This is a genomic window from Prescottella defluvii (genome assembly GCF_000738775.1).
GTDB lineage: Bacteria > Actinomycetota > Actinomycetes > Mycobacteriales > Mycobacteriaceae > Prescottella > Prescottella defluvii.
Genome location: NZ_JPOC01000081.1, coordinates 20,839 through 31,894 on the forward strand (window position 1 = coordinate 20,839; position 11,056 = coordinate 31,894).

Consider the following 11,056-nt stretch of genomic DNA (forward strand, 5'->3'; position numbering starts at 1 on the left):
GATCCGGTCGAGCGCACGGTCGCTGTGCGGACTGGACGCTCTTCCAGATCGACGAAACCGTACCAGTGTCGAGCTACTGGTCGGTTCGCTTACTCGGGCGTCGGCACCGTGCGAGCAAAGGCCGCGAGACGGTCGATCAGGTCGTCGAGAAACGCGTCGGGATCGGTTTCCCAGGTGATCGCCGCATTGGGTGATCTTCCCCACAGTCCGTGCCAGTCGGCGACGGTCTGTCCGCGGGTGATCCGGCCCGCGGTTTCCACGTCCACGGTGGCGGTGCGGTAGCGGGCGATGGTGGGATCGAGTGCGACAGCGGCAGCGAACGGATCGTGCATGTGCGCGATGAAGCCCTGCCCGTGATCGCGGTGGAACTGGAAGTAGAAGCGCACCGCGTCCGACAGGTGGCGGACGATCGGATTCGACGTCGTCGAGCGGGCGTCGGGGGCGTCGTCGGGGCCGACGAGTTCGACCGGCGTGCTGCCGGCGAGTTCGGCCAGCCGGCGGAGGTGGTGGGGGTGCAGTTCGATCCGTTCGGTGACGTCGAGGCCGCAGATGATCGGGACGCGGTCCTCGGGCACCGTCGAGAATGCCTCGAAAACCTCGGCGGCCGCATCGGGGTCGACCGAGATGTTCCATTCCGCGACCGGAGTGGTGTTGCCCGGATGCTGGAAGGCACCACCCATCACGATCAGACGTCGGAGTCGCTGGGGGAGTTCGGGATCAGCGCGGATGGCGAGCGCCAGATTGGTGAGGGGGCCGGTGACGAGCCCGACCAGCTCGCCGGGTTGATCGCGGGTCAGTTCGATCCAGGCCTGCGCAGCGGACCGCTCCGACACGGCCCTGCCGGACGGCGGCAGGACCGCGTACCCGATGCCCTGCGGGCCGTGGGTGTCCTCGGTGGTGCGCAGCGGGATCGCGAGGGGGCCGTCGGCGCCGACCGCGACCTCGATGTCGGGCCGCCCGCACAGGTCCAACCAGGCCAGGTTGTTGGCCGCGACCTGCGCGGTCGGGACGTTGCCCGCGGTCGAGAGGACCGCGACGATCTCGGCATCCTCGTGCGCCAACAGGTACAGCAGGGCGACCGAGTCGTCGATGCCGGTGTCGACGTCGACGATCAGCCGGGTCGGTGCGCTCATCGCGGTCCGGCCGGCGCGGTGTCGCGGTGGTGCACGGGGGACTGGGCGTCACTGGGTATGGTCACGCCCCCATTCTCGCGGAATCCGGTTGGATGCGAGACAAACTCGTGTCCGGTCCGAGTCGGGCGCCTAGCATGGCGCCGTGATTTCCAGGCAGCGTGCAGTGCGGTTCGTGTGGGTGGTTTTCGGTGTGCTGGCCGCGGTGCATCTGGTGGCGCAACTGGTCGGCGCGGACGGTGTCGCGAACGTCAGCCAGTGGTTCCTCATGCCGGTCCTGGCGTCGGTGCTGTGGATGTCGACCGGGCCCGGCCGGAGTCGGCTCGTGATTCTGACGCTGGTGGCGCTCGGCCTGTCGTGGATGGGAGACACCGCGCCCGATCTCGCTGACGGCGACGTGTCGTTCCTCGTGATGGTCGGCTTCTTCCTGCTGGCGCAGATCGCCTACATCGTGGCGTTCGCACCGTACGGGCGAGCGGAGATCTGGGGGCGGCGGCGCCGTTCGACGATCGGTTGTCTCGTCGCGGTCGGGTTGCTGATCCTCGCGTGCGCGCCGGGCGCGGGGCCGCTGCTGGTGCCCGCACTGCTCTACGGCGCCGCGCTGGGTGCGATGGCGATTCTCGCCGCGGGCGTTGACCGCCGGGTGGCGGTCGGCGGCGCGCTGTTCCTGGTGTCCGACGGCATGATCGCGCTCGGCGCGTTCGCGGACTGGTTCTCCCCGCCGGCCGAGGGCTTCTGGGTGATGGTCACCTACATCGCCGCGCAGGTGCTGATCGTGCTCGGCGTGCTGGATGTGGCGCACGGTCGAGGCTCGGCTCCGATGCCGCTGCGCGCAGAGCCTGAGGGCGGCCGGTCGTCCCCCGTCCGATAGCGGACCGAATCCGACCGCAATCGGCGATAGCGTTTCGTCCATACGGGCTTCATCGACACGATCGAAGGGTGCTGGACATGACCGCGAACACCACGACTACTTCCGATGCCGAGAAGGCCGACCTCCTCGCGATGCTCGCCGACCAGCGCAACAGTCTGCTGATCACCGTCCGCGGCATAGACGACGAGCAGGCCCGCACGCGATCCACCGTCAGCGACCTCACGCTCGGTGGCCTGATCAAGCACGTCGGCCGGACCGAGCGCAACTGGATCCGGACCGTCGTCGAACGGGACGAGACCGCGGAGTTCGACATGGAGGTTGCGATGGAGAGCTACTTCATGGCGGACGGCGAGACGATCGCCGGACTGCTCGACGACTACCGGCAGGCGGCGGAGGAGACCGAGCGAGTGGTCGCCTCGCTCGACGATCTGAATCTCATGGTTCCACTGCCGACGGCACCGTGGGCGCCGCAGCGCGAGTGGTGGACCGCCCGCCGGGTCCTGATGCACGTCCTGCGCGAGACCGCCCACCATTCGGGCCATGCGGACATCATTCGCGAGTCGCTCGACGGGGCGAACACCACGAGGCAGATGGGCGCGGACGCGGGCATGGAGTTCTGACCGCGAACGGGCCCGCCGGACCGGGGTGCCCGTTCATACTGGTCGAAACCCGGTCTCGAACCGAGGAGGACGACGGCCATGTGTCGACTGTTCGGACTGTCCGCGGCCCCGCGTCGCGTCCACGCCACCTTCTGGTTGCTCGACGCGGAGGACAGCCTCGCGGAGCAGAGCAGACGTATGCCGGACGGCACCGGTCTCGGCACATTCGACGCGGACGGTGTGCCGCGCGTCGAGAAGCAACCCATCGCCGCGTACCGCGACCGGCAGTTCGCGCGGGAGGCGAAGGAACGCGAGTCGGAGACGTTCGTCGCGCACGTCCGGTACGCGACGACCGGCGAGAACGAGGACGTCAACACCCATCCGTTCGAACAGAAGGGGCGCCTGTTCGCGCACAACGGGGTGATCGAGGACCTTGCCGCGCTCGAGGCCGAACTGGGTGGCTACCGCGACCTGGTCCGCGGCGACACGGACTCCGAGCGGTACTTCGCGTTGATCACCCGGTACATCGACGAGCACGGCGGCGATGTCGCGGCCGGTGTCGCGGCCGCGGCAGGGTGGATCGCCGACAACCTCCGCGTGCTCGCGCTCAACTTCGTGCTGGTGACCGCCGACGAGTTGTGGGCGTTCCGATACCCGGACACCCACGACCTGTTGGTGCTGCGTCGCCGTCCCGGCGGATCCAGCGGTCGGCGACATCTCGAGCACGCCAGCACGGCCGGCACCGTCCGGGCGCGGTCCGGGGCACTCGCCGCACTGCCCGCCGTGGTGGTTGCCACGGAACAGATGGACGAGGACCCGGACTGGGAATCGCTGTGCCCCGGTGAACTGCTGCACGTGGCGGCGGATCAGACGGTGACCCGGACGATGCTGCTGGACCGGCCGCCGCGACACCGGCTGACGCTGTCCGACCTCTCGGACCGCGCGGCCGCGGCGCAGGCCCCGAGCGGACCCTGAAGGCTCAGGCGCGCTGCGCCCGAAGCACCATTCCGGCGTCCCGCAGCCGGGTCACCAGCACGTCGCCCATCGCGGTCGCCGGCGTCAACACCCCGGACGTGTCCGGGAGATTGTCGCGCTGCAAGGCCAGCGCGAGCGCCGATTCGCCGAACATGACGGCCGTCGCCGCGTACCCGGGATCGCCCTCGGCGGCGACCCGGGCGGTGTAGCGGGCGCCCGTCGTCGTGTTGCCGTACACGTCGATCGTGAAATGGCCGTTGCGCCGGGCCTTCTCGCTCGGCCCCTGGCCGGGCTTCGGGAGCGCCCGGTCGAGCAGCCAGCGGGTCGGCGGGAACAGGAGTCCGGCGACGGCCGCCCCCATGCCGACCGCGACCGCACCGGCGATCGCCCGTGACGCGAACGACGAGCCGACGTTCATCACCTCGCGGTAGCGGAACTGTCTGCCGTACGCGTAGCCGGTCAGGGCGTTGCTGCGGCGCACCACTCGGGTGTTGACCGGAGCCATGAAGAACGGCGCCTTCCAGCCGGCCAGCCCCGGTGCGATGTCCGACCCGCGGACGACCGCGACGTCGGGCTGGCGGCCGAGATCCGGTTCGGCCGCGCGGTCCGGGCTCAGCGAATACGGCGCCGCGGCGATGCGGCGCAGGGTGGCGTCACGCTTGACGACGTCGAGCTGGGTGCGGAGCGAGTCGATCGTGCCGCCGCTGACGCCCCCGCTCAGCGAGGTCACCACCAGCGTCGTGTCGGTCAACTCGCCGGCGCTGTCGGCATCCACCCGACGATGCAGGACGTGGACCCCCAGATCGGAGGGAATCGAGTCGAAGCCGCACGAGTGGACGATTCGCGCACCGCTCGCGCGAGCGACGTCGTGGTACAGATCGATGGTGTCGCGGGCGAAGAGGGTCTCGCCGCTGAGATCGGTGTAGTCGGTGCCGGCCTCCGCGCACGCCCGGACGAGCGGCAGGCCGTACTTGGCGTAGGGGCCGACCGTCGTCGCGACGACGTGGGTGGCAGCGGCGAGATCACGGAGGGAGGCCTCGTCGCCGGCGTCCGCCCGCAGCAGGGGCCATCCGGCGGCGGCCGGTCCCAGCCGGTGACGAATCTGCTCGAGACGGTCGATCGAACGTCCGGCCAGACCGATGCGGGTGCCCGCCGGTGCGTGTCGGCTCAGGTACTCGGCTACCAGCCTGCCGACGAAGCCGGTGGCCCCGTAGACGACGACATCGAGATCGCGGGTGCGGGAGACAGGGGTCATGCCGACGACCCTACTTGCGGGTAGTGATTTGTGCGGTGCGCATCACACCGTCGCGTGCCGCATCCCGAACGACGCCGTCGGAGAACGACATAGCCGATCCACGACGCGATCACGCACGCGGCGACCAGGCCGCGGACCAGTCCCACGGCGTTCGTGGGGTAGACGACGCCGGTGAGGTAGTGCGCGATGAACCCGGTGGACGGCAGTTGCTGTTCCCCGGCGCGCTGCCGGGCCCAGTTCTCGAGGTTCGTGAGCGGGCACTCGAAGCCGACCAGGACGGTGCCGAAGCCCCAGGCGACCGCCGCGATGTGCAGCCAGATCGTGTGGCGCCACCGCCACGCGAGGAACCCGCCGGCCACCACGTAGCCGAGAAACGCCAGATGGATCACCACCGTGGCGTCCGCGAGCAACCGATACAGCACCGCGACACCTCCCGATACCGGGACGGAACCTCTCGCCTCTCAGGCTACTGCGGGTCGCCCGGTCCCAGCGGGGGTCAGCGGGGTTCCTTGACCACCAGGATCGGCATGTCCACCTCCAGCAGCAGGCGCTGCAGCGAGCGTTCGAGCAGGAACTTGCCGATCGGCGACATGCGCTTGCTGCCCGCCACGAACAGGCCGGCACCGCTCGCGGAGACCAGGTCGACGAGAGCGCCGACACGGTCGCCGCTGTGCTCGCCGGTGCGCAACTCCCACGGGGATTCGCCCACCCCGCCGTTGTCGAGGACGGTCTGTACCGACGCGCGCAGCGCATCGAGGTCGACAGCCCCCGCGGCGTCGTCGAGGATCTCCAGCACCAGCAGTTGCTCACGGCGCTGCATGGCCTCGCGTGCGGCGTACACCATCGCAACGCGCCCCTCCGGAGTATCGCTGTATGCAACGGCAATGGCCATGAAGCCTCCCAGGCGAGTGGAACAGTGCCCGTCCAGTATCGCCGGTCGGCGGCCCGAGGACCGTGTGGCACACGTCGCGATTCAGGTGTGAGATGCCCGTCAGTGTGACGTCCGCGGCCGCGGTGGTGCGGCTACCAGGGGGAGGGCTGGTAGTCCTTGAGGAAGCACCCGTAGAGGTCGACACCCGCCTCGCCCTGCACGATCGGGTCGTAGACGCGGGCGGCGCCGTCCACCAGGTCGAGCGGGGCGTGGAAGCCCTCGTCGGCCAGTCGGAGCTTCGTGTAGTGCGGGCGCTCGTCGGTGATCCAGCCGGTGTCGACCGCGGTCATGAGGATGCCGTCCTCGAGCATCTCCTTCGCGCTGGTGCGGGTGAGCATGTTCAGCGCGGCCTTCGCCATGTTGGTGTGCGGGTGACCCGGGCCCTTGTACGCGCGGCTGAACTGGCCCTCCATCGCGGAGACGTTCACCACGTACTTGCGCCGCGCGGCGGCCGCCGCCATCGCCGGCCGCAGCCGCGAGACGAGGATGAACGGGGCGACCGAGTTGCACAACTGCACCTCGAGCAGCTCGATCGGATCGACCTCCTCGACCGTCTGCACCCAGCTGTTGCTGTGCGCGAGGTCGGGCAGCAGACCGCCCGCGTCGATCGCGATGCCCTGCTCGATCCGGGCGGGTGTCGCCGACCCGGCCACCAGAGCGAGCGAGCTGACCTCGTCGGCCGACAGGTTCGCGGCCGAGGCGAGTGCCGCCGTCGACAGCGATCCGGCGAGGGCCGCCGGGTGCGCCTCACTGGTCTTGCCGAACGTCACGACGTCGGGCAGTTCGCCCGCGGGCAGCGCCCCGGTCTCGGCTTCCGCGAGCGCGCTGTAGGCGCCGGGGGAGCGGCGGACCGTCTGCGCGGCATTGTTGATCAGGATGTCCAGTGGCCCCTGGGCGGCAACGGAATCGGCCAGCGCGACCACCTGTGCGGGATCACGCAGGTCGATGCCGACGATCCGCAACCGGTGGATCCAGTCGGCGCTGTCCTCCATCGCCTTGAATCGGCGGATGGCGTCGTTCGGGAACCGTGTGGTGACGGTCAGGTGGGCGCCGTCGCGGAGCAGGCGCAGCGCGATGTACATGCCGATCTTGGCGCGTCCACCGGTCAGCAGGGCGCGTCGGCCGGTCAGGTCGGTGCGGGCGTCACGCTTGGCGTGACTGCTGGCCGCACAGTCCGGGCACAGCTGGTGGTAGAACGCATCCACGTGCGTGTACCGCTGCTTGCAGATGTAGCACGGACGCGGACGGATCAGTGTGCCGGCGGTCGCACCGGCGGTGCTCGAGGTGAGCAGAATGCCCGCCGTCTCGTCGTCGATACGGTCGGGCGATCCGGTCGCGGTGGCGGCGACGACGGCGCGATCGGCCTCGGACACCGCGTCCCGCGTCTCGTTGCGGCGGCGGCGCTTGAGCTTCTTGAACAGGTTGCCGACCGCGCGCTGCAGCGCGACCGAGTCGGGGTGGTCGGAGTCGAGCGTGGATGCCTCCGACAGCACCCGCATGCAGATGTCCAAATCGGCGGGGTCGATACCCGTCATCGGTTGTGCCATCGGTAGGTAACTCAGTCCTGATCTCGTGCGCGTATGCGTGATCCCCTGGGGGTGGTCGACCGCCGAGTCTACCGAGTGCCGGACCGGCCTCGTCCCGCCACGGTGCCGGTGACACCGAGCCTTCGTCGGAGGAGCATGTGAAGTACCAGGGGGAGTGCCCCCAGGGCAGTTCCCCGCTCGAGAGACGACACTCGAGGAGGGTGAGGGCAATGAGCAAGTCGAACGGGTCCGGCCGATCCGGATCGGACCCATCGAGTGTGTCGACGACATCGGTCATCGGCACATTCGAGATGTTGCACGCGGAGTCCGTCGTGCCGGTCGAGTCGCCACTGCAGAAGGACGGCCCCTTCCTGCCGGAACTGACCGAAGTGGATCTGCTGGTCCGCGCACCCGATGCGCGGCGCGATTTCAACGTGTCGGGCTCCGGCGTCACCGTGGCGGTGCTCGACACCGGATTGCGTTCCACACACGTCGATTTCGCCGGGCGAGTGGTTCCGGGACGGAACTTCACCTCCGACTACGGCGGCGATCCCGCCGAGATCACCGACGGGCACGGGCACGGCACCTCCGTGGCGGGCATCGCGTGTGCGGGACGGATCCACACCGGAATCGCGCCGAACGCGCGGGTGGTGCCGGTCAAGGTTCTCGCCAACGACGGCACGGGGCGCTTCGCCGACATCCGCGACGCACTGGACTGGATCCTCGACCGGCGGGCGTCGCTCGGGATCTCGGCGCTGTGCCTGGCGACCGGGGCGTCCGACAATCGCACGACGGACACCGACATGCCCGGCGACGCGATCGGGGCGCTGCTGCAGGAACTCACCGACGAGGGCGTGTGCTGCTGCCTCGCGGCGGGCAACGACTACTACGCGCACGGCGGCATGCAGGGAATGTGCTACCCGGCGGTGTTCCGTCAGACGATCAGCGTCGGGGCGGTGTACGACGCCGACGAGGGCAGCTTCCGCTACCGGGACGGTGCGAAGGCCTTCGCGTCGGACTCGGACCGCCTCACGCCGTTCACGCAGCGGTTGCACCGGTCGGTCGGTGGCCCGTGCGCGACGGACACCTTCGCGCCGGGATCGCCGATCACCTCGTCGGGCATCCTCAACGACACCGGGGAGTCGATCCAGTACGGGGCCAGTCAGGCGACCCCGGTCGTGCTGGGCGTCGTGGCGCTGCTGCAGTCGTTCCACCTGCGGACCGTGGGGCATCTGCCCAGCGTGGTCGACGTGAAGCGGTGGCTGACCCGCGGTTCGACCGTGGTGTACGACGGCGCCGACGACCGCGACAACGTCAACCACACCGAACTGACGTTCCCGCGGGTGAGTGCGGTGGGGTCGCTGCTGGTGTGTGCGAAGGACCTCGCGGTGCGGGAACTGACGACGGCCGATCGGGCGAACCTGAGGATGGCGGCGATGCGCCGGTGACGTGAATGCGCAGAAACGAGAAGATCCCCAGTTCCTGGAAAACCGGGAACCGGGGATCTTCTCGTCTGTCTCAACTCAGAGTGTCCGAGGGGGGACTTGAACCCCCACGTCCGTTAATAGGACACTAGCACCTCAAGCTAGCGCGTCTGCCATTCCGCCACTCGGACTCGTTGTTGCTCGCCTCTTCGTGAGGCATTCAGTTGTTTTTCTCTTTGCCCCGTTCTCCGGGTGCCTGGAAAGATTATCCGATCTTTCGCCAGGTCCAAAATCGCCTGGTCAGAGGGGGGTTTTGGGCCAAAAGTGCGATGCAACGGTTGCCGATGGAGACGTCGCGGCGGTGGTAGGAAAGTGAGGTGCCATCACATGACGAAGCAATGTCCTCATCGCAGCCCGTGAGCCGCGCCGAATCCGAGGTCGTCGACCTCGTCAGCGCGCTCATCCGGTTCGACACCTCCAACACCGGCGAACTCGAGACGGCCAAGGGGGAACGCGAGTGCGCCCTGTGGGTCCAGCAGCAGCTCGAGGAGGTCGGCTACGAGACCGAATACGTCGAATCGGGCGCGCCGGGCCGGGGCAACGTGTTCGCGCGACTGCGGGGCGCGGATCCCGGGCGCGGAACCCTGATGATGCACGGACACCTCGACGTCGTGCCCGCCGAACCGGCCGACTGGAGCGTGCATCCCTTCTCCGGCGCAGTCGAGGACGGTTACGTGTGGGGCCGCGGGGCGGTCGACATGAAGGACATGTGCGGGATGATGCTGGCGCTGGCCCGCCAGTTCAAGGCCGAGGGCACCGTCCCGCCGCGGGACATCCTGTTCGCGTTCGTGGCGGACGAGGAGGCCGGCGGCAAGTGGGGTTGCCAGTGGCTCGTCGATCACCGGCCCGATCTGTTCGACGGGGTCACGGAGGCGGTCGGGGAGGTGGGCGGCTTCTCCCTCACCGTTCCGCGCGCGGACGGCACGGAACGGCGCCTGTATCTCGTCGAGACGGCCGAGAAGGGGCTCGGGTGGATGCGGCTGACCGCGAAGGCCACCGCGGGCCACGGATCGTTCCTGCACGAGGACAACGCGGTGACGATCCTCGCCGACGCCGTCTCCCGGCTCGGCAACCACACGTTCCCCCTCGTGATGTCCGATTCGGTCGCGGAGTTCCTCACCGTGCTCGCCGAGGAGACCGGCGTCGACTTCGACCCGAACTCGCCCGACATCGACGGCACGCTCGCCAAGCTCGGATCCATTGCGCGGATCATCGGCGCGACGCTGCGGGACACCGCCAACCCGACGATGCTCAAGGCCGGCTACAAGGCCAACGTCATCCCGCAGACCGCGGAGGCGGTGTTCGACTGCCGGGTGCTGCCCGGCCGGCAGGCCGCGTTCGAACGCGAGGTGGACGAGCTGATCGGGCCGAACGTCACCCGGGAGTGGATCACCAAGCTCGACTCCTACGAGACGACGTTCGACGGTCACCTGGTGGACGCGATGAACGACGCGATCCTTGCGCACGATCCGAACGGGCGCACCGTCCCGTACATGCTGTCCGCCGGTACCGACGCGAAGGCGTTCGCGCGTCTGGGGATTCGGTGCTTCGGCTTCGCACCGCTGCGGCTGCCGCCGGAGCTGGACTTCGCGGCGCTGTTCCACGGCGTCGACGAGAGGGTGCCGGTGGACGCATTGCACTTCGGCACCCGGGTGATGGAACACTTCCTGCTACACAGCTGACCCGCTGGACCCGAGATCTGGGAGAGGATTCACATGGCACACGATCCGTACGACGGACTGCCCGACCTGCCGACTTTCACGCTGACGTCCGAGGACGTCACTGACGGCGCCCCGCTGAAGAACGATCAGGTCAGCGGGATCTTCGGGGCCGGTGGACGCGACATCTCGCCGCAGCTGTCGTGGTCCGGATTCCCGCCGGAGACCAAGAGCTTCGCCGTGACGATGTTCGACCCGGACGCGCCGACGGCGTCTGGCTTCTGGCACTGGGCGGTCGCGAACGTCCCGGTCACCACGACGTCGCTGCGTACCGACGCCGGCGACGAGACCGGCTCGGGCCTGCCCGACGGTGCCGTCACACTGCAGAACGACGGCGGCCTCGCCCGCTTCCTGGGCGCCGCGCCGCCGCAGGGGCACGGCCCGCACCGCTACATGATCGCGGTGCACGCGGTCGACGTCGACCACCTCGACGTGACCCCGGACTCGAAGCCGGCGTTCCTCGGCTTCAACCTGTTCTCGCACGCGATCGCGCGCGCGGTGATCACCGGGACCTACGAGCAGAAGTAGTCGGCCGGAAGGCCGGGATCCGACGCCGCGGGCTGTTGC

General features: G+C 69.1%; 11 protein-coding genes and 1 tRNA gene. 6 read left to right on the forward strand and 6 right to left on the reverse strand.

Features of this window, described 5'->3' with window-relative positions; all coding sequences use genetic code 11:
- Nucleotides 1-89: 89 nt before the first annotated feature.
- Complete coding sequence (locus tag IJ15_RS0123135) at nucleotides 90-1,133, reverse strand: nucleoside hydrolase (protein ID WP_031940701.1); 1,044 nt, start codon at nucleotides 1,131-1,133, stop codon at nucleotides 90-92.
- 142 nt (nucleotides 1,134-1,275) lie between these two features.
- Here IJ15_RS0123135 and IJ15_RS0123140 point away from each other — a divergent pair, with 142 nt between their 5' ends.
- From IJ15_RS0123140 to IJ15_RS0123150, 3 genes are all read left to right on the forward strand, one after another.
- Nucleotides 1,276-2,001, forward strand: coding sequence for a lysoplasmalogenase (locus IJ15_RS0123140; RefSeq protein ID WP_051919534.1), 726 nt, complete (start codon nucleotides 1,276-1,278; stop codon nucleotides 1,999-2,001).
- Nucleotides 2,002-2,078: 77 nt separating this feature from the next.
- Nucleotides 2,079-2,621: a DinB family protein gene (locus IJ15_RS0123145; protein ID WP_031940703.1), complete on the forward strand. Its 543-nt coding sequence runs from the start codon at nucleotides 2,079-2,081 to the stop codon at nucleotides 2,619-2,621.
- 78 nt (nucleotides 2,622-2,699) lie between these two features.
- Nucleotides 2,700-3,575: a class II glutamine amidotransferase gene (locus IJ15_RS0123150; protein WP_031940704.1), complete on the forward strand. Its 876-nt coding sequence runs from the start codon at nucleotides 2,700-2,702 to the stop codon at nucleotides 3,573-3,575.
- 4 nt (nucleotides 3,576-3,579) lie between these two features.
- On the opposite strand, the gene IJ15_RS0123155 is transcribed toward IJ15_RS0123150, so the two are convergent.
- From IJ15_RS0123155 to IJ15_RS0123170, 4 genes are all read right to left on the reverse strand, one after another.
- The gene (locus IJ15_RS0123155) at nucleotides 3,580-4,830 is read right to left on the reverse strand and encodes a saccharopine dehydrogenase family protein (protein WP_031940705.1); all 1,251 of its coding nucleotides are present in this window, start codon (nucleotides 4,828-4,830) and stop codon (nucleotides 3,580-3,582) included.
- Entirely contained in the window at nucleotides 4,827-5,252 is a 426-nt protein-coding gene (locus tag IJ15_RS0123160; RefSeq protein WP_051919537.1) for a DUF2784 domain-containing protein, read from the reverse strand. The genes IJ15_RS0123155 and IJ15_RS0123160 overlap by 4 nt, the downstream gene beginning before the upstream one ends.
- A 74-nt stretch (nucleotides 5,253-5,326) precedes the next feature.
- Nucleotides 5,327-5,722, reverse strand: a complete 396-nt coding sequence (locus IJ15_RS0123165; protein WP_031940707.1) for a universal stress protein — start codon at nucleotides 5,720-5,722, stop codon at nucleotides 5,327-5,329.
- A 131-nt stretch (nucleotides 5,723-5,853) separates the two neighbouring features.
- Nucleotides 5,854-7,308 carry an SDR family NAD(P)-dependent oxidoreductase gene (locus tag IJ15_RS0123170; protein ID WP_031940708.1) on the reverse strand — a complete coding sequence of 485 codons (1,455 nt, stop codon included), beginning with the start codon at nucleotides 7,306-7,308 and terminating at the stop codon, nucleotides 5,854-5,856.
- Between the two features lie 209 nt (nucleotides 7,309-7,517).
- Between IJ15_RS0123170 and IJ15_RS0123175 the strand changes: the two genes are divergently transcribed.
- A complete protein-coding gene (locus tag IJ15_RS0123175) occupies nucleotides 7,518-8,735 on the forward strand; it encodes a S8 family peptidase (RefSeq protein ID WP_031940709.1) in 1,218 nt (405 codons plus the stop codon).
- An 81-nt stretch (nucleotides 8,736-8,816) separates the two neighbouring features.
- Here the strand turns inward: IJ15_RS0123175 and IJ15_RS0123180 are convergent.
- Nucleotides 8,817-8,902: transfer RNA gene (locus IJ15_RS0123180), tRNA-Leu, on the reverse strand.
- 207 nt (nucleotides 8,903-9,109) lie between these two features.
- Here IJ15_RS0123180 and IJ15_RS0123185 point away from each other — a divergent pair.
- Both IJ15_RS0123185 and IJ15_RS0123190 read left to right on the forward strand, forming a co-directional pair.
- Nucleotides 9,110-10,453 carry a M20/M25/M40 family metallo-hydrolase gene (locus IJ15_RS0123185; RefSeq protein ID WP_031940710.1) on the forward strand — a complete coding sequence of 448 codons (1,344 nt, stop codon included), beginning with the start codon at nucleotides 9,110-9,112 and terminating at the stop codon, nucleotides 10,451-10,453.
- Nucleotides 10,454-10,486: 33 nt separating this feature from the next.
- Nucleotides 10,487-11,017, forward strand: a complete 531-nt coding sequence (locus IJ15_RS0123190; protein WP_031940711.1) for a YbhB/YbcL family Raf kinase inhibitor-like protein — start codon at nucleotides 10,487-10,489, stop codon at nucleotides 11,015-11,017.
- Nucleotides 11,018-11,056 lie beyond the last annotated feature (39 nt).

Excerpts from the sequence above, each read along its gene's own strand:
- IJ15_RS0123185 (WP_031940710.1), top strand. The coding sequence starts at position 9,110 with ATGTCCTCATCGCAGCCCGTGAGCCGCGCCGAATCCGAGGTCGTCGAC.
- IJ15_RS0123165 (WP_031940707.1), bottom strand. The coding sequence starts at position 5,722 with ATGGCCATTGCCGTTGCATACAGCGATACTCCGGAGGGGCGCGTTGCG.
- IJ15_RS0123190 (WP_031940711.1), top strand. The coding sequence starts at position 10,487 with ATGGCACACGATCCGTACGACGGACTGCCCGACCTGCCGACTTTCACG.
- IJ15_RS0123135 (WP_031940701.1), bottom strand. The coding sequence starts at position 1,133 with ATGAGCGCACCGACCCGGCTGATCGTCGACGTCGACACCGGCATCGAC.
- IJ15_RS0123145 (WP_031940703.1), top strand. The coding sequence starts at position 2,079 with ATGACCGCGAACACCACGACTACTTCCGATGCCGAGAAGGCCGACCTC.
- IJ15_RS0123170 (WP_031940708.1), bottom strand. The coding sequence starts at position 7,308 with ATGGCACAACCGATGACGGGTATCGACCCCGCCGATTTGGACATCTGC.
- IJ15_RS0123155 (WP_031940705.1), bottom strand. The coding sequence starts at position 4,830 with ATGACCCCTGTCTCCCGCACCCGCGATCTCGATGTCGTCGTCTACGGG.
- IJ15_RS0123150 (WP_031940704.1), top strand. The coding sequence starts at position 2,700 with ATGTGTCGACTGTTCGGACTGTCCGCGGCCCCGCGTCGCGTCCACGCC.
- IJ15_RS0123175 (WP_031940709.1), top strand. The coding sequence starts at position 7,518 with ATGAGCAAGTCGAACGGGTCCGGCCGATCCGGATCGGACCCATCGAGT.